Source organism: Bacteroidales bacterium (assembly GCA_012517825.1).
Taxonomy (GTDB): domain Bacteria; phylum Bacteroidota; class Bacteroidia; order Bacteroidales; family JAAYUG01; genus JAAYUG01.
In genome coordinates this window covers 1-25,829 of record JAAYUG010000170.1, presented here as the reverse complement: position 1 = coordinate 25,829, position 25,829 = coordinate 1, and the positions used below count along the sequence as shown (strand labels likewise).

Here is a 25,829-nt window from a genome sequence, read left to right as displayed (position 1 = left end):
TTAATTTTTTAAACGAGATGAGTCAACAGAAACACAAAAAACATTTAAACAACTTGTTTCTATTGACTTATCGAGGTAATCCTGAGGTATAAAATCTGATTAGATTTTGTTAGTCGATTCGTCAATTGAGTTTTTCAAGACGAATCAGGGTTAAAGCTTAAAGAGAAAAGTTTTTTCTCACAATTATTCCGTGCAGGAAACAGCCGGAATTTCATCTCCCTCTTTTTTATCAGGAAATAAGTGGCTATTCATAGATCCGGGTTATGTTAAACCTCTGAGGATGTAGTTATTGACATTTGGACAGCAGAAGGTCAGGTATCCTTTAATAATGTGATTTTTTCTGTATTTACCCTGGATGAAAGAACTGTTATTGCATAAATGTTCAATTCCTGAACATTTATACAACAATTTGGCAATTCATACAAACAGAATCAAAAATTGTACAATAAAAGAACGCAGGGCATAAGCTAAATTTGAAATAATCAATTGTTTTTTAAACCCCAAAACTAACCTATATGAAAATTTCTACCGTTCAGGCATTTTTAAGGAATGCGGTGAGGGGAGGAGCTGTCATTGCGCTCTTATTGATCGGGTTTAGCCACCCTGCTTATGCGCAACGTGTACTTACAGGTACTGTAGTCGATGAAAATAATCTTCCCCTGCCTGGAGTAAATGTTTCCGTAAAAGGAACAACGAGAGGTACTGTTACAGACCTTGAAGGTAATTTTTCTTTATCGGTTCAGGATGAAAGTGAGGTACTGGTGATAAGCTTTGTAGGGTATTCGCCGGTCGAAATTCCGGTGCTGAACCAGAGTCAACTAAAGGTTACATTAAAAGAGGAAGTGAGAAAGCTGGATGAGGTGGTGGTAATTGGTTACGGAGTGCAAAAAAAAGCGGATCTGACGGGAGCAGTTGCCACAGTTGCCAGTGAGGATCTGGTTAAGGTGCCTGCTTCTTCTATCGACAAAGCTCTTCAGGGGAGGGCCGCAGGTGTTTTTGCCCAATCGGTTACCGGAGCACCCGGTTCCAATGTCAATATTATGATACGCGGTATCACTTCAATTAATGGTACAAATCCGATGTGGGTTGTTGATGGTGTGCCGGCTGATCCCAAAACCATCAATCCCAATGACATTGAATCGATGAGTGTTCTGAAAGATGCTTCTTCCGCGGCCATTTATGGTGCGAATGGAGGAAATGGAGTAGTAATTGTCAGTACAAAAAAGGGAAAATCGGGAAGAACCACAGCCACACTGAATGTTTATACAGGATGGCAGGAAGCGGCCAAATACATTAATGTGGCTAATGGTCCCGAATTTGCCACCATGTATAAGGAATATGAAGCGTTACTCAGGCGAAGACGTTTTACTTTTCCTAATCCCGATACAGTTGCCACTTATAATTACCAGGATCTTATTTTTAGGACGGCTCCCATGCAGAGTTATGATTTAGGTATTTCCGGGGGGACCGACAAATCGACCTATTATTTTGGTGTCGGATACCTTACGCAGGAAGGAATTTTGCGGAACAGCTCCTACGATAAGCTAACCGTCCGGATGAATCTGGATCAGAAGCTGACAGGCTGGTTCCGGGTAGGCGAAAATATGTCGTTCGGAAGGCAAATCTATCATGGTTACCAGGAGTGGCAACTTCTGAATGAGTATCATACGCCAATTCTTGCTGCCCTGAACTATCATCCGTTTGTGCCTCCTTATGACACCACGGGCAACTGGTCGTTTACTCCTTTGGGCAATACCGGTAACCCTGTGGCTTCGGTTGAACTTCTTCATCATAAGAGTCAGAATAACAGTGGCAAACTATCAGTTTTTGCGGTACTCGAGCCGATTAAAGGGCTTTCCTATGAGAATAAAATAACCGGAACAGCAAGTTTTGGCATAACGGATGACTTTTATCCAATTTATTTTATCACACCATCCAACAGGAATCCCAATTCGAAAGTTTACAAACAGTCAGATTGGTACTACGACTGGTTATGGCAGCACAGGGTAATGTACAATGTCACCCTGGCCGGAGTGCATAATATTTCTGCCATGGCCGGATTTGAGGCGGGTTATGCGAAGGGAGAATATATGAACGCCACCCGCTGGGATCTGATCAATGAGTCGAGAGAAATGCGCTATTTTAATGCCAGTCAGAACGATACGTTGCTGTCCCAGTTGCCCAACGGGGCGGGGAATGAAAGCAGCGGATATTCCTATTATGGGCGACTTGGATATGATTACAAAGGAATATTTCTGGCCCAGGCAAATTTTCGAAGGGATGCTTCATCAAAGTTTGGTCCACGTAAACGGTTTGGAAATTTCCCCTCTTTCTCTCTCGGGTTTAAGTTTTCGGAACTTTCTATAGTGAAAGAAAAGGTTCCTTTCATGAGTTTCGGAAAATTAAGGTATGGATGGGGAAAGGTGGGCAACAACGCAATTCCTGATTATGTTTATTTCTCTACCATAGGTGTTCTGGACGTATATTCCTATTCTTTCGATAATACCACCACAGAGGCTCTGGGTGCAGCCCCGAATAAATTGGCCAATCTTTCCGTGGCCTGGGAAGGAGAAGTTACGCAAAACCTCGGGCTGGATCTGGGCTTTTTTGGAAACAAACTGTATCTGACAGCGGAATTGTTTAAACGGTACAATGAAGGAATGCTCATGGAGGTGCAGGCTCCGGGATATGCAGGCTGGATTGTCCGATCGAGTTATCAGGAAGGAGGAGTGGCTAATCCCATTGCTAATGTCGGGAATATTTCCAATAAAGGAATTGAAATTTCCGCTGACTGGAAAGACAAGCTTGGCAAACTAAGTTATTCGGTGAATTTTAACTTCACTTATGTGAATACCAAAGCCGGAGAAATACGGCCTGACACAATTTTCAGAGGTTCGGCCAAAGGAATTAACGGATACCTTACCCGGACCATTAACGGGCAGCCCATTGGAGAATACTATGGTTTTATTACCCAGGGACTTTTTAAGCCAGAAGATGCGGATACCATAAATAATGTTATTGTCATAACCAATCAGCCTTATACAATTGACAATTCGGGAAATAAAATCTATGCCCAGCCGAAGGCGAAACCTGGTGATTTCCGGTTTAAGGATGTTAATGGAGATGGTCGAATCACCGATGCAGATATGGTACCTATGGGAAATCCGAACCCAAAGTATCTCTTTGGTATGAACATCAACCTGGAGTATGGATGGTTTGATCTTTCAGTCTTTTTGCAGGGTGTGGCCGGAAACAAGATTTTCAATGCTACCAAGTTCTACATGTTTAATATGGACGGTGCCTTCAACTGGAGTGCTGATTATGTTAAAAATCACTATCGCGAAAACATCTATGACCGGGCCGGAAATTTACTCTTCCCGGAAAATCATGCCGGCAAATATCCGCGTCTTGATCCACGGAATGAGAACAATAATTTCTCGACCATTTCTGACTTTTATATGGAAGACGGTGCTTACCTGCGCCTGAAAAACATTCAGTTAGGAATAACTATTCCACAGGTCTGGACAAGCAGAATCGGAATTGAACGGTTTAGGTTCTATGTGAGTGCCAGCAATTTATTGACTTTTACCAGGTATTCCGGTTATGACCCGGAGGTTGGTTCTTCGGACCTTCTTGTTCGGGGTCTGGACAAAGCAGCCTATCCACAGGCCCGTATCTATACAGTAGGATTAAATGTCAATTTTTAAGTCTCAGATAAAAATTTTCAGCAAATGAAAAAGATATACAGCATCCCGGTTTTCCTTACAATGATGTTTCTCGTGGCTTGCAGCGAAGATTTTCTTGATCTGAAGCCTATCGCCATGGAAACGGAAGAGACTTTTTACAAGGATTTTGATGCCCTTGATATGACGGCTACTGCCGCATATGGAATTCTCTGTACCCGTGATATTTTTGATTATTACATTTTTATGGGATATGCCAGTGCTGCCGATGATGTGGAAGTGGGAGGAGAAAACACAAATGACTGGCCACAGTTCCAGGCAGTTGACCGGCTTCAGCACAGCCCGATGTTGTCAACTATCTTTGATTCATGGGGTTACTGTTACAAAGGAATCAGAATGACCAATGAATTTTTAAGCCGGGTTGATAAAATCAGAGCTACTGATACAAAAGTAAACCAGGCATTGGTTGATCAGCGGATTGCAGAAATGAAATTTCTGAGGGCCTTCTATCATTTCTACCTGGCTGTGGTTTATGGAGGAGTCCCTATTGCCGACAAGATTGTTGATCCATCTATGTTTTCCACCCCGAGGAACTCCCTTAAAGAAGTGTACGACTTTATGATAAAGGATCTGAAGGAGGCCATTCCTTATCTGAAAGAGAAAAGCCAGCTGGCTCCCAACTATGGTCGTGTTTCAAAAGGTGCCGCCAGGGCATTGCTGGCCAAAATTTTGTTGTATGAGTCGTCGTATGCCAAGAATTACCCCGGAGATGAACGCTTTGCCGGGATGCAGGAGCGCTGGACTGAAGCCCTTCAGTATGCAGAAGAAGTTATTAACTCCGGAGAATATCAGTTAGTAGGGATCAATGGTGAGAGGTTTCCGTCATGGCGTAATCCAAACGGAGGTGTTGGCGGTTACAGGTGGATATTTACACTCGACGGGGATAACTCTCCCGAATCAATATGGGAAATTCAGAATGTAATGGATGGGAAGGGATGGACCTATACAAGAGGTTCCTACATCGTAACCTATTTCACGGTAAGGTACTATTACCGTCCCTCTGATCCTACCCATTCCGACAGGGTAGTTGGAGGCTGGAGCTTCAATCTGCCGACATCATACATGGTCAATGCGTTCGGAAATCAGGATTCCAGGGAAACAGGCCTGCATTCAGTTCCGGTTGATCCAAAGCTCGATCCGCGTTTTGCCACTTCGATTGGAAGACCCGGAGATACTATTCTCGTAAACGATCAAACAGAAGGGGAAAAATGGTTCCCCATGTCATTCAGCAACCTTCCTACACAAACTATCAGTCGCAAATATGAATGCTCTCCGCAGGAATACTGGAACGGAAGGACAAACGACAATGAAGGCCCCATGAATGTCCGTTGGATCCGTTATGCGGATGTCGTGCTGATGGCTGCTGAGGCGGCTTATATGGCCGGCGATAAACCCAAAGCACTGAATTACATCAATCAGATCAGAAAACGGGCCAGAATGTCAGGGAATACCGGATATCCTGAAGATCTTACCGATATCTCCTTCGAAGATATTGTTCATGAACGAAGGCTTGAGCTTGCCATGGAAGGATGGCGCTTTTTCGACCTTGTCCGCTGGAGGCTGGCCAAAAAATATATCAGCGGAATCACTCTTGCAGCTCTTGGCGAAGGATATGTTGTTGATTTTGAAGAAGGGAAGCATGAATTCTTCCCCATTCCGTATAACGAAATTCAGCTCAGCAAGGGTGCCCTTGTTCAGTACAAAGGATGGCAATAATAGGATCATGTAACTATGGCATTGATATCAATGCACTATAATGTTTTAACCCTATGTTTAACTTAAATCGTGTTTGCTTATGAAAAAAGTATTGTTTACTCTCTCCATGTTGCTTCTGATAGCAGTGGCAGCAAAAACACAAACGGTGGCTGATTTTCAGACTCCGGAAAACTATGCTATTTCTTCCTGGACTTTTACCACTCCGGCTGCAATAACTGATGATCCGGCTGATGCCAACAATAAGGTTCTGATGGTGGTGAAAGACGCGGGACTGGGAACCTGGGATGCAGGAGTGTGGGTCAAACTGGCTCAGTCTGTTCCTGTTACTTCGGGAAACAAACGATTCGTTTTCAAAATGAAGGCATCGGGAGTTAATGCCGACTCCCTTGCCAAATACGGATGTCGTATTTATGTGAAATTATGGGCAGAAGGGGCTGTTAAACAGGAATTCTGGTCAGAATCCATTACCGAAAATGACACCTGGGTGGAGCTGATCAAAGACAATATCGGAGTTCCTGCTGTTGACTCCTTTACTATTAATGTAGGAGGCTGGGATAATAATAACAATCCTCCTGTTCCCGGAACCTATTACTTTGATGATTTCAAGTTTGTTGCCCCGCCTTCTATCCCTGTTGTTCCTCCCCGGGTAGTTGTTCCGATCAAGAAAGCTGTGGATGCTATTGAATTCGACGGTATGGATATCGAAGATAGCTGGTACTATGCTGATATTCATGAAGTGAATAACGGCAACGTTAACCAGGGATATGCAGCCTCTTTTATGGGTACATGGGACGATAATTATCTCTACCTCTTCCTTACGGTGACTGACCCCAATCCATTTCTATATGACGGAACTGACAGCTGGAAAAAGGACGGAACACAACTTTATGTGGACGTAAGAAATAAACTTCTCCTGAATTCCATTGACAACATGCGTCAGCATCAGATTACTCTCCCGTATGGAGGTGCGCAGAGTGATATCAGTATCTGGGTAGGCATTCAGCTGGCTCCTTATTATGCCGATTCGACCAAATCATTGTATCTGAAATATTTCAGTCAATCGACCTCAAACGGATACAATCTTGAAATCAGAATACCCTGGGCTCCCATGTATTTCAACAACGAAGATGTAAATACATATGATGCCTGTCTGGCGGCCAAAACGATCCATCAGGGCGATACCCTCGGATTTGAAGTACAAATGAATAACTACAACCCCGCAACCGGTAACCGTGAACAGATTCTGACATGGTCTTCCACACCTAATGATAACCCCGGTGCTTATCAGAATTCTGGTGTATGGGGCGGATTGAAACTGGTTGGAACTTCCGGTGTTGATCAATATGCATCAGGCAACAAAATGAAAGTATATCCTAATCCGGTAAGTGATAAGATGCAGGTTGAATTGAAAGGCTTGCGGAATGTGGAAGTCTATAATCTGGTTGGCCAGAAAGTGCTCTCTGTGCAGGCAACAACCGATATGCAGGTTGTTAACACCAAAGACCTTGCCAAAGGAATGTACCTTGTTAAAGCTATTGATAACAAGGGCGTAAGCTATTCTCAGAAAATCATGGTGAAATAATAACTGAAGAAAGAAAATCCTGGCGTCTGATTTGAAATCACTACTGATATTCCGGACGCCAGGATTTCTTTTCAATTAGCAACGAATAAATTAAACAGGTTGTGAACATGAAATCATTGCTGAACAAAACGGAAAGAACAATGCGAAGAATCGGTAAATTATCCGCTGTGGTTATTTCCTGTCTCTTTTCTTTTCAGGTTTTGCCGCAGTCCGTCATTTATGAAGCAGAATTTGCCTCACTTTCAAAAGTTACCGTGCAAAACGACGGAACCGGTTTTTCAGGTACTGGATATGTGGCTTTTCGCAGCAATGATTCAACGTATAAGGTAACTTTTACCGTAACCGTTCCTGCAACACGGAACTACATCATGGCCGTCGGTTATCGCTCATCCTATGGTTACAAAGAACAATATATTTATGTGAACAACCAGAATGCCGGAATCATGGCTTTTGAGCAGGTGAATGATTTTACTGAGGTGACCTGGAACCAGGCAATATCGTTGCACCAGGGAACCAATACCATCACAATAAAGGCATTTTGGGGTTGGTTCGACCTCGATTATATAAAGATTAGCGGCATAAGCCCGGTGGGCGATGTTCTGATTGAACCTGATACCATTGTGGCTGACAAACCTGCTTCATTTAAAGCGGTAAATGCATATGATCCTGACGGTACCATTGAAAGTTTTTTATGGGATTTCGGAGACGGACACATCGCTGCAGGTGATTCAACGGTTCATAGCTATTCCTCTCCTGGGTTGTACCGGGTAAGCCTGACAATGACCGACAATGAGGGCAACACTTCAAAAAAACAGGTTCAAATAAGGGTTTATTCAGGAAAACCTGTACCGGTTATTAAAACACCCACATTGACTCCTGAGCCTGGTACTTCCATCGTATTGAAAGGATCTGGTTCCTATGATACCGGAGGTCAGATTACTTCCTGGCATTGGGATTTCGGAGATAATTCCAGCTACGACGGGGAAATTGCAGATCATGTCTATGACCAGCCGGGTTGTTACCGCGTTACGCTTACAGTGAAAGATAATGACAATAATACTGCCTCACGAACGGTTTTGCTATTTGTTTATCCGTCCGGGACAAAAATAATGGGGCCATGCGTGCTGACAACATCACCCCGCAAGTTGCAAAAATGTGAATTTGCCTTTCAAACAGGAACTTCTTACACCAATGTATATGACCCCGACATCGTAATGTCGGATGCCCTTGTTGTGTTGCCCGGTGGAGCAGATACAATGCGGATTCCTGCTTTCTATCAGGAATACATGTTTATGGATGATGAAGGCTGGAAAAGGGATTCCTCCTTTTTTAGCTGGATGGTTCGTTTCACTCCTCCGGTGGCCGGTAATTACAGAATATATATTCTGCTCACCGATCAAAGCGGTACCTGGCAATCCGGTCCGGTTGATTTTGCTGTGGCTGAATCAGATGCAAAAGGGTTCATACAGCCTGATGTAAACAGGCAGTACTATCGTCGAACCACCGGAGAACCCGTAATTCCTATAGGTGAAAATGTGGCATGGAGCAATGACTGGACTTCGTTTGATGCCAAGATAGGGAATTATTACCAGCAGATTACATCGATTGGACAAAACGGAGGGAATACCATACGATATTGGTTGGTGCCTTTTGGCAGCCAGGCCCTGGAGTGGAAGAACGGATACAGCTTTTATAAAGGGATAGGCCGGTACAGCCAGGAAGCAGCAGCCATGCTGGATTCGGTATTTAACCTTTGTATGAGCCAGGGTATTAACCTTCAGCTGACTCTTTTTCAGCATGGTATGTATTCAGAGAATGTCAATCCAAACTGGGCTGATAATCCATATAATGTTGCTAACGGAGGTTTTCTGGAACATGCTGCCGACTTTTTCAGCAATACTACTGCCAGAAAACTGACACGCCATTTGCTTCGCTATATTATTGCACGTTGGGGATATGCAACAAACTTATTCAGCTGGGAGCTTTTCAATGAAGTTGATCTGACAGGAAATACAAGCAATAATCCTCCCTCATGGGTCACAAATGTCGATGCATGGCATGAGGAAATGGGTGAATTCATTAAGAAAACGGATCCTTTTCATCATCCGGTATCCACCAGTGTAAGCGGATGGATGGATCATCCGCTGGTAGCAGCTCTGGGAAACAATTCATTTCTTGATGTGATGCATTTTCATTCCTATGGCGATGATGTGGCGGGCAGTATTCTTCAGCGGTATGCCATACAGCGGTCGAAAACCAGCCTGCCGGTTATTTGCGGAGAATTCGGTAAAACCAATCTTGACGAAAACGGAGATGAAGTTCGTTCAGCGTACTGGGTTGGTCTGATGAATAACCTGCCGGTATGGCACTGGAACTGGGATAAGGCATTTGCCAACAACTGGTATCAATACTTCAAGCCCCTTAAAGCCTTTTTTGCTGATTTTGATGTGGCTGTTTATGGTTATCCAAAGGCCATAATACCTGCCGTCCGTTCATCCTATCCTTCACTGAAGTCGTATGCCCTGCAGGCAGACTCAGTTTTCCTTGCATATATTTATGATTCGGGTACTTTGTCGGCTCATCAGGGTGTGGTTCTGGAAGCAGACAGTCTTCCTTTCGGATATTACAGAATACATGTGGTTGATCCGGTAACCGGAACAGAAACGGTAAAAGATAGTGTTTCTGTTGTCAATTATTTTACCGAATTTTCTATGCCTTCCTTTGGGAAGGACATAGCGGTAAAGGTAAAATATCAGGCACCCTACCGGGATCCGATTGCCATTCTTGGGCATGATATGAAAGTGCCCCGCGACCGGATGGTCATTCTGGATGGTTCAGCCAGTTGTGATCCTTTAGGGCAATCCCTTAGTTTTTCATGGCAGGTGATAGCATCGCCTGCAGGAAGCGGACTTGATCTTTCGTCTGAAACAGGGAATAAGGTACAATTCATGCCCAGTGTATCAGGCCTTTATAAGATTGCTCTCATAGTGCGGGCATCTGAAATGCGGGTTTCATTGCCCGATACCATTACCATTCTGGTTTCCGCTCAACCCGTAGCAGTAATCGCAGGAGATACAATTACAGCTACAGTAGGAAAATGGATAACATTAAGCGGTGGTCAAAGTTATGACCCTGATAATGATCCTTTGACCTTTTTCTGGGAACTGGCAGGTTTGCCGCAGGGGAGCCGCACGGTACTGTATTATCAGAACGATTCTTCTGCCCGTATGAGACCCGATAAAGAAGGTTTTTATCGGATTGTCCTTCATGTGAGTGATGGAATATGCGATCCGGTTACCGATACGGTGATTGTAAAAGCTGTCCTTGGAACGCATATCAGTAATATTCCGGAAAATCCTGTTACAATATACCCGAATCCTTCCAACGGAATATTCTGGATGGAAATTCCATCCAATGCGGGAAAACTTATGGTCAGATTATTTGATCTCCAGGGCCGGTGTCTGGATGTGCTTTATAACGGAATACCACCTGCAGGAGTTCGTAAAATTGAACTTCAAACCAACAATTCACTCCCGCCTGGTATATATTTTGTTGAAATTGCTTCCGGCGAAGGAATCTGGAAGAAGATTGTTCAGATAAACGCGAAATAGGGACGCTGAATTTATCAGGAGGTGGCAAAAAGAGCACATAACCCTAATCAGCAGGAATTATGAAAGGATTTGAATTTTTCTTCGTTCTGATTTTTCTCACACTTTTCTCCTGTCAAAGGAAGACAGAGAAAACAGTTGCTTCTCCTGTTGATCCTGATTTAACATCCGAAACAAAAGCGCTCTACATCAATTTGCATAAAATGGCCGGGCAGTTTATTTTATTCGGCCAACAGGACGCATTGCTATATGGAGCAGAAAGAAAAAAGGGAAGTGAAAGTGAGGTGTGCGATATCAAATCAGTAACAGGAGCTTATCCTGCCGTTTGCGGGTGGGATATCGGGCACATCCTTGAGAGCTGGAATGTTGATAGCATTCCTTTTTCCGAGATGGTCCCCCTTATTAAGGCGCATTATGCCAGGGGGGGTGTCAATACCATCAGCTGGCACGAAAAGAATCCTTTCACCAACAAAATGTATTATGATACAACAAGGGTGGTTGAAAAGCTTCTTCCCGGAGGTCAGTTGCACGGATATTTCAAATTATTACTTGACCACGCAGGAAATTTCATCAGGAATCTGAAAGATTCCAATGGGAAACCCATTCCGGTAATTTTCAGGCCATTCCATGAACATAACGGTGACTGGTTCTGGTGGGGGACCAAGTCCTGTTCCGAACAGGAATTTATTGCATTATGGAGATTTATGGTGCATTACCTGCGGGATACCATGCAGATTCATCAGATCCTTTATGCCATTTCTCCTGACCGCAGCCGCATGAAGAATCCATGCGAAATCAATGATTTTTTCTATGCGTATCCCGGTGATGAATATGTAGATATTATCGGCCTGGATAATTACTGGGATGTGGGCCGGTCATCTGATTACATACCCGGCATCACTGCTGATGAACAGGACAGTCTTTTTCTTTGCAATCTGCGGGCTCTGGTTAAAGCGGCCGAGAGTCGGGGGAAAATTGCGGCCCTTACGGAAACAGGGCTGAATCATTACACAGACACCACATGGTTTACAAACCGTCTTCTTAAACCTATCAAAAACGATTCGCTGGCAAAACACATTGCCTATATCATGGTATGGAGAAATCAATCCACCCAATTCTACAATACTCCATTCCCCGGATCACCACTAGAAGAAAATTTTATCCGTTTCAAACAGGATTCATTGATTGTTTTCCTTGACAGGATACCGGCTCTTTATGATAAAAACTAACCGGCATCATGCATTAATTTATTCCCGAAGACAGGTCTTTAGCAGTATGCCAGCAGCATAAATTCCTGCAAAAGGAACATTAATCGATACAACAGGCACTTGTTTGATTACAGATCATTCTCCTGTTTCCTTGTTGGAATACTGATTGAGATGAAATAACGATAACTGAAGGAATCTTGCCCAACTTTGCTAACTTTACCAGGATGGAATGTGTTTTATTAACTAAGCAGAAGTCTTTCCATGGATAAGTCCTTCAGGATTATCTTTTTTTGCGTATGGTTGGTTGCTGGTTTTCTGCCACAAAGCTCGGCTCAGACCCTTGCATTCGATCGTTTTTCTGTTTATAATGGCTTGTCAAACAGCCATGTCTATTGTGTATTTCAGGATTCAACCGGTTTTATATGGATCGGGACGGAGGACGGTCTTAATCGGTTTGACGGATTTTCGTTCAGAATATATCGAAATGTACCCGGTGACACAACCAGCCTTCCCGACAATGTGATTTACGGAATATGTCCCGACGCAGGGGATGATTTCTGGGTCGCCACTAATTCAGGCATTGCCAGATATAATTCAGAATTTGATTATTTCGAAAACATTCCGTTTTTCAGAGGAGGAAAAAAGATATCCGATGTTCAGGTTAATGATGTGATAAAAACCTCAAGAGGTTCAGTATTTGCTGCAACAAATACTGGATTATTCGAATATCACTCAGGTTTGAAACAATTTCATCCGGTTTTTTCACTGTCAGTTCCCAACCCCGTTTTTCAAACAGGAAACATTTCAAAACTTTATGAAGACCGTGACAGAAATTTGTGGGTTGGATTTCTTAACCTTGGGGTATGGGTGTACAGAAATGTGAGGGGTGATTTTCAGGAAATCACCTCTTCCGCAGTAAAGGATCTTTTCAGGAACTGCAAAATTCTGGGTATTTATGAAGATCACAACAGGTTTAAATGGATAGGGACTGAAAAAGGGCTTTTCTGTTATGATCCTAATCTTCAGAAAGTTATAAGGGAAAATTTCTTTCTTCCTCCCCGTTTGCCGCACAAACAGGTAAGCGCAATATTCCAGGATTCGCAGAACCGGTTTTGGATTGGTACCGACGGAGGCCTGATTTTATACCGGAAGGAAGATGACAGCTTTTATCCATACTTTCATGATGAATTTGATGAACATTCTCTCAGTAATAATGCTGTAGCCTGCATTTTTGAGGACAGGCAGAAGAATTTATGGATAGGAACCAAGGAAGGAGGTATGAATTTATCCAGGTCGAGGTTTATTCAGTTTAATCATTTGACGAAGAAGGCAGGAACAAGACCCGGACTAAATTATGCCTATGTTCTTTCAATAATGGAAGATACTGACGGGAATTTGTGGGTAGGGACCAACGGAGGCGGAATCAATTTCATCGACCGTAAAAACAATAAGATCCTTTATTATACCCCCGGGAACAGCCCGGCTGGTGGTATAAAAGAGGATGCTGTTCAGACAATATGCCAGGATAAATCTGGGAATATATGGTTCGGTACATATGGGGGAGGGCTTACGTTTCTGGACAGGCGTTCGGGCCGGTTCAGGACATTCCTCTTTAATGCCCATGATACGACAGGTTTGCCCAGCAATATTGTTAATTCTGTATTTTGTGATCGTAACGGATTGCTCTGGATAGGAACCCATGGCGGGGTAACCCTGATGAATCCGTCAGAGCCAGGGAAATTTCTGAACTTTCTGCAAAGGGTTGATTCCTCAGGAAGTGGGCTTACGAGCAATTTTATTACAGTTTTTTATGAGGATCAGAAAGGAAGAATGTGGATTGGAACCTTCAAGGGTTTGAACAGATTTGATCCGGAACAGAAAAAGATTGTACAATTTCTGCATAGCCCTGAAAAAAATTCACTAAGCAACAATGCCATTCATGCTCTGTACGAAGATCACAATCATTTTTTATGGATAGGCACAGGAAACGGTTTGAACCGATATGATGAAAAGAATCAAACCTTTAAGGCATTTTATGAAAGGGATGGTTTGCCCAACAATACCATCAATGGTATCATTGAGGATGAGAGGGGTAATTTATGGATCAGTACCAATCAGGGATTAAGTATGTTTGATCCCGCCACGGAACGTTTTGTCAATTTTGGAACGGAAGACGGACTGGGAGTTATAGAATTTCATCACGGGGCCTATGCCCGCGGGAAAAGCGGAAATTTTTACTTTGGTGGGAAAAGCGGACTGACCTTTTTCAATCCGATGTTTTTTTCTGTTCAAAGTTTTATCTACCCCCTGGTAATAAACGATATCAGGATTTTCAATGTGCCGGTTGTTCCTGGTAAAAACTCTCCTTTAAGAAAATCAGTTACACGCATCACCGATCTTGTACTTAACTATAATCAGTCGTTTATTTCTATAGGGTTTAGTGCGTTGAATTTTGTGAATCCGGGAAAAGATCAGTACAGTTATTTTCTTGAGGGCTATGACCATCGGTGGATCAGTGTTCAGAATTACCGATATGCTTCCTATTCCAATCTTCCGCCGGGAAAATATATTCTTCGGCTTAAGGTAATCAATGGAATTACCGGTGTGACAGCGTCAAAAAATATTCCGATAATCATTAAACCGCCCTTCTGGCGTTCCCCGTATAGTTATGCCGTATATGGCACTGTTCTTTTCTTATTGTTTTATCTGGGCTATAGCTATATAAAAGCCCGCAATTTGTACCGGCATAATTTGGTACTGGAAAGGATGGAAAAGGAAAAAATGAAGGAGGTAAACCAGACCAAACTGAGATTCTTTATCAACATGTCGCATGAGTTGAAAACGCCACTAACATTAATATTGTCGCCGCTGGAAAGGCTTTTAACGCACGAACAGAATCTGGGTTCAGATGAACGAAGAAAATTATACAGGGTGATCTATAGAAATGCAAACAGGCTTTCCAGGCTGGTCAGCCAGATAATGGACCTGCGCAGGCTTGATGACGGGAAAATCGAATTGAATGCATCTGAAACCGACCTTGTTGCGTTTGTGCGGGCTGTATCGCGCTATTTTGAGGATTATGCAGTCAATCATTCCATAGAATTTTCAGTTGAACCGGAAACAGAGAGTTTGCCCGTATGGATTGACCGCGAAAAATTTGAAAAGATTCTATTTAACCTTCTTTCCAATGCCTTTAAGTTTACTCCCGATGGAGGTAAAGTACGTGTATTGATCAAAATGGCAAAGGACAACCGGAACAATGCCTCTGTGGCTCAGGTGTGCATTTCGGATACAGGTATCGGAATACCTTACGAGTTGCAGGAAAGAATTTTTGAGCGTTTTTATCAGATTCCCGGTCAGACAGCATACAATGCCACCAGTTCAGGAATCGGATTATCAATTGCAAAAGAGTTTGCTGAATTGCACGGAGGTACTATTACTTTATCCAGCCAGCCGGGCAAAGGATCTGTTTTTTGTGTAGCTATTCCAATGGATACCGGTCATCTTAAGCCGGAAGAAATGATTCCCCGGGGAGAAGATCATTTTGTGATACACGATTTAGCAGAATATGCTGAGGAACAGGAATTACCTGATTCGCATCCAGCTATTCAGAAGGAACTTCTTGATCCGGGTCGTCCGAAAAGGAAAATTCTGATAGTTGAAGACAATTACGAATTGCGCAACTTTTTAATGGACAGCCTTGATGAGAAATTTGACGTTTATGAGGCAGCCGATGGCGAAGAGGGATTGATGATGGTACAGGATGTCCTCCCCGAAATCGTGATCAGTGATGTTATGATGCCGAAAATGAACGGAATTGAATTGTGCCGCGCTATCAAATCGGATGTCAGAATAAGCCATATACCCGTGATTCTTATTACTGTGCTCAATTCTGAAAAAGACAAAATCGAAGGTCTTGAAAGCGGAGCCGATGACTATCTGATTAAACCGTTCAATCTTCGGGTTTTAGAGCTGAAGATCAGCAACATCATTGAAAACCGTCAAAGACTGGTTAAAAAGTACCTTAATGAAATAGACCCGGATTTGCGCTTTATGGCACGCAGCAGAACCGATGAGGCATTCCTTCAGAAAGCCGCAGAAATTGTTGAAAAACATCTTACAGAGCCGGATTTTTCAGCTGAGGACTTCTCGCACGAAATGGGGATGAGCCGAAGCAATGTGCACGTTAAACTCAGGGCTCTTGCTCATCAGTCTACCACAGAATTTATTCGTACATTCCGTCTGAAGAAAGCGGCTGTGTTACTGATGACCGGTCAGTATAATATTTCAGAGGTTTGTTTTAAGGTGGGGTTTAACAATATTTCTTACTTTAACCGGTGTTTTAAAAAGCATTTTGGGATGACCCCTTCGGAATATCTCGATAAAACGCTGACTGATAAGAAGTAGAAACAGATTACCGGCAGATTGCCGTTCAGCAGGAATTCACTTTGCATATACCGGGCTTGTCCATTTCTCCACTGGCTTGTATTTGCTGTCAAGCGCCCATAAGATGCCCCGCTTCATGATTTCCAGGGCCTGCGGAACCTTGAAATCAACTGCCTGGTGCCCAAGCGATGAATAAAACACCCTTCCTTTTCCGTAGTATTTTTTCCAGGCCACAGGAACTACACAGCCTTTTATCCATGATGCATATTTGTCGCTGAAGGTGGTGGTGGCAAGAACCTTTACGTTCGGATCAACGTGCATGTAGTATTGTTCCGAGTGCATTTTAAAACCGGAAAGCCCGGAGGTTACCGGATCGTTTTTATCATATATGTTAACTTCATAATCAATCACACCTCCCGGATGGGCAACCCATTGCCCTCCCACCATAAACTGGTATTCGGTATTCTGCCGGAATGAGTCGCCCAGCCCGCCATGCCAGCCTGCCAGTCCTGTGCCGTTTTTCACTGCCTCCAGCAGCCCGTTTTCCTGTTCGGCTGTAATCTGCCCCATCGTCCATACCTGGATGATCAGATCGAGCGAATTCATTAGGTTTTTGTCGGTGTAAACATCAAGCGACTCAGATACGATAACATCATGGCCCAATCCTTTCAGCCAGTCAATGAAAATACCGGCACATTCCTTCGGCTGATGCCCTTCCCAGCCGCCATACACCACAAGGATGCGCCGCTTTACGGCCGACTGAGAATGCAGGGGGGCTGAAAGAATGAAGATGGCTGACAGGGTCAGTAAAATCTTTGTCAGGGTGTTTGTCATGGAAATGGTTGATGGTCTGCGCATAAGAAATATTTTTAATAAAAAATCTACTCAAAGATAGCGGAAATCAGTCTCCGCAAGCCGGTAACAAAATGGTTCAGTAGGCAAAGCTGTGCCTGGCGAACAGCGCTGCGGGTATGGCAATCACCAATATCAGGGCATAGATCGACAGGATAACGATGGTAAGGATTCCAATGAATTTAAACATGGATTTCAGATGTAAGAATCCCGAAGTAACGGACTGCTGGTTATTGGATCCAAGCCCCTTTTTCATCTGATCGGAAAAATTATAAAGGTAGTAGACAGGGAAGAAATACAGTATGGCTATTATAATGTAAAGAAATCCTGCTATTACCATAGGAAAACGTGTTTCAGAATAACGGCCGGCCAAAGAAAATCCTATCATAATCAGAAAGCCCGCTAAAATCAGAAAACCAACTGAAATATAACCAACGATTGCTAAAAATTTTCCCCACCGGGCTGATTCAAGAAGGGATGTCTTAATCTCCTGGTTTATCAACATGAAGTTTTCCTGGTTGTTTTTGTTCTCAAGTTCTTCCATAATTTCAGGTTTTGTAAGGTTAGTAACGGCATCAGTTTCTTGTTGATGCGGATTTGACCTTAAAAATAAAGAAAAATATGGCAAATGGTATGGAGGGTTGTTGAAATGAAAACACAGTATCAACCAAAATTACCATCAAACAAAATTCCTTTTTGAATCTGGCTTGCCGGAGTAAATATAACAGGCCGATTAGTTGCTAAGTCGATAATCGGTTGGAAGGCGGGTAAAAAATAATGCCTCTGCCAGGAATAGTGGTGGAGATAAGGGGAGTCGAACCCCTGACCTCCGCAGTGCGATTGCGGCGCTCTAGCCAACTGAGCTATATCCCCTCAGGGCGCAAAGGTAGGAAAAGGAAATGAATTTAGGAGAATTGAATTATTTTTGAGAAACATTTGCAGCACCATGAAAACATATGCCTTATTTTTCCTGCTTTTTGTTGCCTGTGGTATAGCGAATCCGGTCAGGGGAGAGGAGCCAAAAACCCTGCCTGTTGGTGCCGTTGCCCCTGATTTCAGCCTGCCCGGCATCGACGGTAAAACCTATTCACTTGACGACTTCCGCGATTCGGCCATTCTTGTCATTATTTTTACCGCTAACCATTGTCCCACCGCACAGGCCTATGAACAGAAAATTCTCGATCTGTACTATGATTTTGCACCCAGGGGAGCCGCTTTTGTGCTGGTTTCCCCCAACAGTCCGGATGCCCTGTGCCTGGAGGAACTCGGCTACAGCGACCTGGGCGACAGTTTTGAGGAAATGAAAATCCGTGCCGCAGAAAGGAATTTTCCCATGCCCTACCTCTATGACGGAGAAAAGCAGGAAATGTCGAGAAAATATGGCCCAACGGCCACACCGCACGTTTTTATTTTTGATTCGTTCCGTAAGCTTCGCTATTCAGGCCGTATTGATGATACAGAAAACCCATACATCAAGCCAAACAGGGAAGATGCCAGGGAAGCCCTTCAGGCTCTCCTTGAAGGGAAACCTGTTCCTGTTGAAAAAACCAAAACGTTTGGCTGTTCCATCAAATGGAAAGAAAAAGCTGAGTGGAGAAAAAAGCTGGACGCTGAGTGGGAAGCACGGCCTGTTGTACTCGGAGATATTTCAGCCGGCGGTATCAGCCAGCTTCTGCAGAATAAAACCAGCAAATATATGCTGGTGAACGTCTGGGCAACCTGGTGCGGTCCCTGCATAGTGGAGCTTCCTGAAATTATAAAAATGCAGAGAATGTACGGGAATCGTAATTTTACCCTGGTCACCATCAGTGCTGACGCGTTGAAGAACAAACCCCAGGTTCTCGCTTTTTTGAAAAACAAACACGCGGCGGTACAAAACTTTATTTACAGCGGCTCCGATAAATACAAGCTGATTGATGCAGTCGACAAAAACTGGTCGGGCGCATTGCCTTATACGATGTTCATTGCACCGGGCGGTGAAGTAATCTATGCCTATCAGGGGGCCATTGATCCGCTCCAGGTGAGGAAACTGATTATCAGCAAGCTGGGCCGATACTATGCCGATGACGGAAAATAAAGGCCGTTTGAATCAGTTTTCGGCCATCCACTAAGGGAAAATTGTATCTTTGTTCGCTTAATCCACGTTGCGCATCAGAAAGTGCGCAATATGCCCAGGGGCCGCTTTCACTGCGTTTCGGCGGGGTTAACCTGAGCGGGGTTAACCCGGATGCCGGCACTAAAGGCCGACCCACTGCGTATTAGATCGTTTGTACTTCTGATGCACAGTCCGGGATTGGAAATGCAGGCGTGCAGTGTGACTCTCCGGAAGCTTCCGGGCATTAAGAATGTATAACAAATTTACTATCTGAACTATGCGAAAAGGAATTCTTCTTCTGGCTTGTGCAATGATGCTTCTGTCGTGCGGGAAGCGTGATCTGATTACAAACCCTCAGCGTTTGCATGATATTCAGAGAATGCTTCAGGTGCAGAAAGAAATGACTTCCAAAAGTCTGACTCCGATCTGGGATATTTTTCAGCAGAATCTTTCAAAAGACGAACGGCAGGCTATGGAGTTTCTTTATGCTTACATGCCTTTGAGTGATCTGGCCGATTACACGCCGGAGTTCTTTCTTTCCAATGTAAGGTATTCACTGAAAGCAAGGAATGAGATGCCCTGGGGAAAATCCATTCCCGAAGATGTGTTCCTGCATTTTGTTCTTCCGTTGCGGGTTAACAACGAAAATCTTGACCATTTCAGGGAACAGATGTACGATGAAATAAGGGCACGTGTGCAGGGACTCGGGATGAAGGAAGCTGCACTGGAAATCAACCACTGGTGCCACGAAAAGGTGACCTACCGGGGAACCGACGAACGAACAAGCTCTCCTCTCGCCGCAATTTGCAAGGCATTTGGACGGTGCGGCGAAGAATCGACTTTTACAGTTACGGCCCTGCGCACCGCCGGAATACCTGCCCGGCAGGTTTACACACCCCGGTGGGCACATACTGACGATAACCATGCCTGGGTAGAAGTATGGATCGACGGGAAATGGTACTTCCTGGGTGCCTGTGAACCCGATGTGGACCTCAACATGGGATGGTTTACAGAACCCTCTTCCCGCGTTATGCTTGTCCATACCAGAACCTATGGCCGCTATTTCGGCGATGAGCCCGTTCTTACCAATGCCGACAGATTTTCTGAATTAAACCTTACTTCAAACTATACCGCCACAAAAAAGGTATCCGTGCTGGTGAAAAATCCTGACGGCACTCCGGCCGACAGTGCCAGAGTAGAATACCAGCTTTACAATTATGCCGAGTTTTATCCGATTGCTGTGAATTATACCGATAAAAACGGATTTTCGGGCTTTCTTACCGGTATGGGCGATTTGGTGGTTTGGACAGCCAAAAACGGTGCGTTTACCTGGAAAAAACTCAGTGTGCCAGCAACTGACACCCTTGTTCTGGTTCTCGGAACTGCTTCTTATGCGGGGCTTTCTGATTCATTTGACCTCGTCCCTCCGCCGGCCAGAAAGATTGATAAGAAGATTCCGGAAGAGCTCAGAAAACAAAACACGTTGCGGCTGGCCAGGGAGGATTCAATTCGAAATGCTTACTGCAGCACGTTTAAAGACTCTGCCTGGATTGCATCATTTGCCAAACAGCATAATCTTCCTGGCGAAGAAATAATGCCGTTCATTAAAAAGAGCTATGGAAACTGGAAAGAAATAACATCGTTCATCGAAACCCACAGCGGGTCGCAGAGCGAATTAATGATACGGTTCCTGGCGCAATTGTCTGACAAAGATTTTGCCGATGTCAAGGAACAGACGCTGGCTGATCATCTGGATGCGGTAGCCGGCATGAAACAAGCTGCTGCAGACCTTCCTCAGGAAATTTTCGACCGGTATGTACTGTCGCCGCGAGTTGCCAATGAAATGCTGAGTCCGTGGAGGGGCTTTCTGCTTTCTTCCTTTGGCCGGGAAATGGGGAATAAACTCCGTAGCGACATATCCGTTCTCACCAGCTGGATTACAGAAAATCTGACAGTGAATGAAGAGGCCAACAAGCATTCGCGGGCACCATTAACACCTGCAGGGGTTTACCATCTCAGAGTCACAGATCGCTTGTCGCGCGATATTTTCTTTGTGGCCGTGTGCCGTACTTTCGGCATTCCTGCCCGACTGAATCCTGAAACAAAGTTCCCGGAATATTACCGGGGAGGGAAATGGCTGAGAGCCGGTTTCGGGTCTCAAAAGGAAACGGAGGTTGCCAGAGGACTTCTGAAATTCGTTAACAAGAACAACGGATTTGTTCCTATGTATTACAAACACTTCACGACAGGAATCCTGCGCGATGGTTTCTTCCGTACGCTTGAATTCCCTGAAGGAGCAACCTTGACAGAGAATAAAGTGCCTGCTGAAGTTGATGCAGGCAGCTATATGCTGGTAACCGGCTACAGGATGAATGACGGGTCGGTCCTTTGCCGGATCAGTTTCTTTGAAGTCTATCCCGGGAAATTATCGGTGGTACCTGTTGAAATACGGAAGCAGACAGCGCGGCTGATTTCTGCCGGGAAGCTGAATCCGGACGTTTTCGGGCTGCAGTCAGCTTCGGGAAATGAGGAAAAACTTGGAAACTGGCTGAAAGGCCGTGTAAATGCCTTGATCATACTGGAACCTGACAAAGAACCGTCGAAGCACGTACTGCACGATATCGGGCAGATGGTTGATAAATTTAACCGGTGGGAAGGCAGTGTATTATTTGTTGTTCCCTCAGAGAACAAGGGGCAGACAGGAGTTCTGGCAACCTATAAACTGCCGGAAAAATCGTTTGTCGGAACCGATGCTTCCGGAGCGCTTATCAGGGAACTTTCCAGGCTGTCGGGCCATGACATAAAGAATAATCTTCCTCTGGTTGCCCTGTGCAGCGCGAACGGAGAAATAGTTATTGTTTCTGAAGGCTATATGATCGAAACTGGCGAGCGCATTTTGAAAATGGCAGACCAGTTCTCCAAGGCAAAATAGGTTAGCGGCTGTTCGGGGTATCCATTTCCCTGCGCATAAGGTCGCGGATCTGTTTCCACGTAATAAAAATTATGTGGTTGTCTTTCAATATTTTTTGAAATTCCGGATTCAGCACCAGGTTGAGGTCGTTTTGTCTCCAGGCTGATCCAAAGTCGGGATGGTCAATGGCGATGGCTTTCATCTCTTCGTTGTCATACGAAAGATGAACGATTATTTCGTTCAGCCCTGGCACCAGATTTTGAACCATTTGTTTGTAGGCTTCAGGCCAGTTGTTATCTTTCGGCCAGGCATTCAGCATCTGGAGGTTATCGACCATGGCAAAATAGGGGGGGATTTTTTCGAGAAACTGCGGTGCATACATTTTGATCATCTGCGAGGGTATCAGGATGGGCAGTCTGTATTCCATGGCAAGCTTCAGAGCCGTTTCAAACAGGTCGGGACGGGCAAGAATGGTGCCCATGTGGTTGTCGATGTGGGTCGGGTCAATGCCGAAAGCAATGGCCCTGTCGATCTGGGCGCGAAGTTCCTTTTCCACCTCATCGGCCCGGGCATGCTTTGCAAACGGGGCAACTTCATCGTAGAAGTATCCGTTGGTATCGATCAGGCTCGGGATCCGGGAGGAAGGCAGAACCCCGTCCCACTTATAGAATTTCCATTCGGACGTCAGAGTAGTATGGATGCCTGCGTCCAGTCCGGGGTGCTGTTTTACATAATCGGCAATTTCGGGGAACCAGGGACAGGGAACCATCACGCTGCCTGAGGTTACTCCTCCTGCTTCAAAGGCTTTGATAACAGCCATGTTGGTAGAATGCGAAAGGCCCATATCATCGGCATGAATAATGAGCAATTTGGCATTGGCCGGGTATCCAAGCCGCTCGGCAAGGGTCTTCTGATTCTGGCTAAAGCCATTAGAAAGGGAAACTGTGCTGATTAAAAGGGCGGCAAAAATTTGTGGTTTCATATTTTTTCAATTGAAAATGGTAAGCTTTTTAACCAGCAACTAAATTAGAAATAATTATGAATTCATAAATCTTCCGAGTTCTTCGCGATTTGATCCGATTGTTTTTAATATCTGATTTACAATAAATTCAGGGACAGGTGATATGAGTGACTGCATTACAACCGGCCTGTGCAAATCCTTTCTGGACCAGATTTCGTACCCTCCTCTGGTACGAATAATTTTTAGACCCTTAGATTCAAGAAATTTTCTGAAAGTTGTAAGAGGAATATTCGAAATATGACGCACCATTAAACGGGTAGTTCAATTTGTTCATCAATCTTTCGGAAGGGGAAATTATTGAAAATGTTGCTGAATTTGGTCAGATTGCTCATTATTTAACTTGAAAAAGTATGAAATGTAAATTTTAACAAAATACAAATTTACGATATTTACATTAAGCTATAAAAGGTTATCATTTGGGTTTATCAGGGTTTTGGTTCGGAAAATTCTACGCAACAGAGCCGGCTTAGATCAATTGCGTCATGGTAAAATGGCTTAACGGCAAAAGCATGTATACAACCCGGGGATAATAAGTCGGTATTTTATGAAATCATTTGATTATTATCGAAAAACAGCCGGAATGCAGTTTGAAACCCGGCTGGTAAGAATTATCCTGGATAGGTTGGATACAAACAAAAAGATGTATCCGGACGAGTGGGCGCTATAAGATTCGAACTTATGACCCCCTGCTTGTAAGGCAGGTGCTCTGAACCAACTGAGCTAAGCGCCCCGGTAACCCCTGAAAAGGGAGTGCAAATATAAACGGCATTTTTGTTTCTGCAAAATTTTTTTCATGGAATTGCTCCATGCTTTTCGGCGAACTTTTTTATCTTTGCGCACTGTTGCAAGGGCTGTTAGCTCAGTTGGTTCAGAGCGCATGCTTCACACGCATGAGGTCGCTGGTTCGAATCCTGCACAGCCCACGTAAAGGGGATGTCGAAAAACAACGTTTTGAGACATCCCCTTTTTCTTTTTTCTCAATCGCGGATGGATCGGGAAGATTCATCCCAGAATACGGGCTTTTGCCTGAAGTATGATTCGTTGGCCATGTGGCAGGCCAGGGCGGCATGGTTTCCAAAAACGGCATCTTCCACAACAGGCTGTCGTGATTTCACGGCTTCAAAGAAGGCCAGCAGGTGGGGTTTCATGTCGTCATAATCATGTCCGCGGTAAAATACTTCATCGTAAAGGGGTTCCTTTCCTGGTGCCGGGGCATTTTCCTTGTACCATTTTTCCTCGTATTCGGCGCGGAGTTTTGAAGGGAATCCGGCTGCATAATAACTGGGGGCGAGGTCAATTCCCGGCTGGGGAGCATAGCGCAGGCTGAACTCTCCGAGGTCGAGAATTCCTTTTGGTCCCATAAACCTTGCCAGTTCCTGGGTTTCAGTTCCCAGTCCGAGCCGCACATAGACCGGAATTCCATGGTAATCGAAGAGAACCGTATGCAAATCGGGCATATTCCGACCGTCTTTCCAGCGGAAGATACCTCCGAGGGAAGAGGCGGACCTGGGAACTTCGTTCCATCCGAGAGTAAACAGCATACCGCTGATAAGGTGCACCATCAGGTCGCCGGCTACGCCCGTACCGTATTCTTTCCAGCATCTCCAGCGGGCAAAACGGTACGGATCGAATGGAATTTTTGGAGCGCCGTTCAGCCAGGTATCCCAGTCAAGTGTCTGCGGCGAAAGGTCGGGAGGAGGAGGATACTGCCATGCTCCTGTAGGATCGTTACGCCCCAGGGTCAGTTCGATCATCGACACTTCACCGATGGCGCCGTTCTGATACATTTCCCGTGCTTTGGCGCACAAAGTGGAGCTTACACGCTGCGAGCCCACCATTACGATGCGGTTGTTCCTGCGGGCTGCTTCCACCATATCGAAGCCGTCTGATACCTTATGCGACATAGGTTTTTCGATGTACACATCCTTGCCGGCATCGCAGGCGTCGACAACAATTTTCCGGTGCCAGTGGTCGGGAACGGCGGCAATGATGCAGTCAATGTCTTTTCGGTCGAGAATTTTCCTGTAATCACGGGTTGTAAAAAGCGCCGGGTTTCCGGTAATTTCTTTGGCAAGCACATGCCGTCCATCGTAAAGATCAGCTGCTGCAACGCATTCCACTCCGGGAAGGCTGATGGCATTTGCCAGCAACCCGGAGCCTTGCATGCCGACACCAATAATGCCGAATCGCAGACGCTCACCAGGAGGAACTTTTTTTGCAGAGAATGCCGGTGCTTCAGCTTTCAGGGGTATGCTGCCGGCGGCGACCAGTCCTCCGACAGCAGCCGTACCGGTTTGCAGAAACCGGCGGCGGGATACTTTGGTTTTCATACAGTTTGGTTTAACAGGTTAGGAAATTATTTTTTCAAAGGCTTAATGGCAATTTCTTTAAAGAAAACTACGTCGTTATCGCTATGGTTCTGGATACCGAAATACCCTGAGTCAGGCCGGGGACCGCGAACAGGTTCAAAATCGAATTTGCGATCCGGTACCGCCTGTCCTTCTGTATAGTCGGTAACCTTCACACCATTCACATACACAATGGTGCGGAGTCCGTCGAGGGTGATTTCGTATGTATTCCATTCAGGGCCGGGTTTACAGGGTTTTGCCAGTGGTTTGGTAAGGGAATAGAGCGTTCCCGAGTAATGGTATTCATCTTCCCCCGAGAGTTCCGGTTTATTGTCGATCTGTACCTCATAACCGTAATG

At 44.8% G+C, this 25,829-nt stretch carries 13 protein-coding genes and 3 tRNA genes; 9 read left to right on the top strand and 7 right to left on the bottom strand.

Features of this window, described 5'->3' with window-relative positions; all coding sequences use genetic code 11:
• Nucleotides 1-515: 515 nt before the first annotated feature.
• From GX419_11965 to GX419_11940, 6 genes are all read left to right on the top strand, one after another.
• Nucleotides 516-3,707: a TonB-dependent receptor gene (locus GX419_11965; GenBank protein NLI25408.1), complete on the top strand. Its 3,192-nt coding sequence runs from the start codon at nt 516-518 to the stop codon at nt 3,705-3,707.
• Nucleotides 3,708-3,731: 24 nt separating this feature from the next.
• Nucleotides 3,732-5,459, top strand: a complete 1,728-nt coding sequence (locus GX419_11960) for a RagB/SusD family nutrient uptake outer membrane protein (protein NLI25407.1) — start codon at nt 3,732-3,734, stop codon at nt 5,457-5,459.
• Nucleotides 5,460-5,538: 79 nt separating this feature from the next.
• Nucleotides 5,539-7,041, top strand: a complete 1,503-nt coding sequence (locus GX419_11955) for a T9SS type A sorting domain-containing protein (GenBank protein NLI25406.1) — start codon at nt 5,539-5,541, stop codon at nt 7,039-7,041.
• A gap of 140 nt (nt 7,042-7,181) precedes the next feature.
• On the top strand, nt 7,182-10,652 hold the full coding sequence (locus tag GX419_11950) for a PKD domain-containing protein (GenBank protein NLI25405.1): 3,471 nt from the start codon (nt 7,182-7,184) through the stop codon (nt 10,650-10,652).
• A gap of 59 nt (nt 10,653-10,711) precedes the next feature.
• Nucleotides 10,712-11,878 (top strand): hypothetical protein, encoded by a 1,167-nt coding sequence (locus tag GX419_11945; GenBank protein NLI25404.1) that lies wholly within the window; start codon nt 10,712-10,714, stop codon nt 11,876-11,878.
• A gap of 240 nt (nt 11,879-12,118) precedes the next feature.
• Nucleotides 12,119-16,264 (top strand): response regulator, encoded by a 4,146-nt coding sequence (locus tag GX419_11940; protein ID NLI25403.1) that lies wholly within the window; start codon nt 12,119-12,121, stop codon nt 16,262-16,264.
• A 36-nt stretch (nt 16,265-16,300) separates the two neighbouring features.
• Here GX419_11940 and GX419_11935 read toward each other — a convergent pair whose 3' ends face one another.
• The 3 genes from GX419_11935 to GX419_11925 all read right to left on the bottom strand — a co-directional run bounded on the left by GX419_11935 (nt 16,301) and on the right by GX419_11925 (nt 17,968).
• The gene (locus tag GX419_11935; protein ID NLI25402.1) at nt 16,301-17,077 is read right to left on the bottom strand and encodes a ThuA domain-containing protein; all 777 of its coding nucleotides are present in this window, start codon (nt 17,075-17,077) and stop codon (nt 16,301-16,303) included.
• 97 nt (nt 17,078-17,174) lie between these two features.
• A complete protein-coding gene (locus GX419_11930; protein NLI25401.1) occupies nt 17,175-17,639 on the bottom strand; it encodes a hypothetical protein in 465 nt (154 codons plus the stop codon).
• A 252-nt stretch (nt 17,640-17,891) separates the two neighbouring features.
• Nucleotides 17,892-17,968: transfer RNA gene (locus GX419_11925), tRNA-Ala, on the bottom strand.
• Nucleotides 17,969-18,041: 73 nt separating this feature from the next.
• Between GX419_11925 and GX419_11920 the strand changes: the two genes are divergently transcribed.
• Nucleotides 18,042-19,172, top strand: a complete 1,131-nt coding sequence (locus GX419_11920; protein ID NLI25400.1) for a redoxin domain-containing protein — start codon at nt 18,042-18,044, stop codon at nt 19,170-19,172.
• Between the two features lie 295 nt (nt 19,173-19,467).
• Nucleotides 19,468-22,122 (top strand): transglutaminase domain-containing protein, encoded by a 2,655-nt coding sequence (locus GX419_11915; protein ID NLI25399.1) that lies wholly within the window; start codon nt 19,468-19,470, stop codon nt 22,120-22,122.
• Nucleotide 22,123: 1 nt separating this feature from the next.
• On the opposite strand, the gene GX419_11910 is transcribed toward GX419_11915, so the two are convergent.
• Nucleotides 22,124-23,083 (bottom strand): ChbG/HpnK family deacetylase, encoded by a 960-nt coding sequence (locus GX419_11910; protein ID NLI25398.1) that lies wholly within the window; start codon nt 23,081-23,083, stop codon nt 22,124-22,126.
• A gap of 694 nt (nt 23,084-23,777) precedes the next feature.
• A tRNA-Val gene (locus GX419_11905) sits at nt 23,778-23,852 on the bottom strand.
• A gap of 118 nt (nt 23,853-23,970) precedes the next feature.
• On the opposite strand from GX419_11905, the gene GX419_11900 reads away from it, so the two are divergent.
• Nucleotides 23,971-24,045, top strand: a tRNA-Val gene (locus tag GX419_11900).
• A 54-nt stretch (nt 24,046-24,099) separates the two neighbouring features.
• On the opposite strand, the gene GX419_11895 is transcribed toward GX419_11900, so the two are convergent.
• Nucleotides 24,100-25,452: a Gfo/Idh/MocA family oxidoreductase gene (locus GX419_11895; GenBank protein ID NLI25397.1), complete on the bottom strand. Its 1,353-nt coding sequence runs from the start codon at nt 25,450-25,452 to the stop codon at nt 24,100-24,102.
• Nucleotides 25,453-25,478: 26 nt separating this feature from the next.
• Nucleotides 25,479-25,829 (bottom strand): DUF1080 domain-containing protein (locus GX419_11890; GenBank protein NLI25396.1); only part of this gene is annotated, 351 nt, incomplete at its 5' end.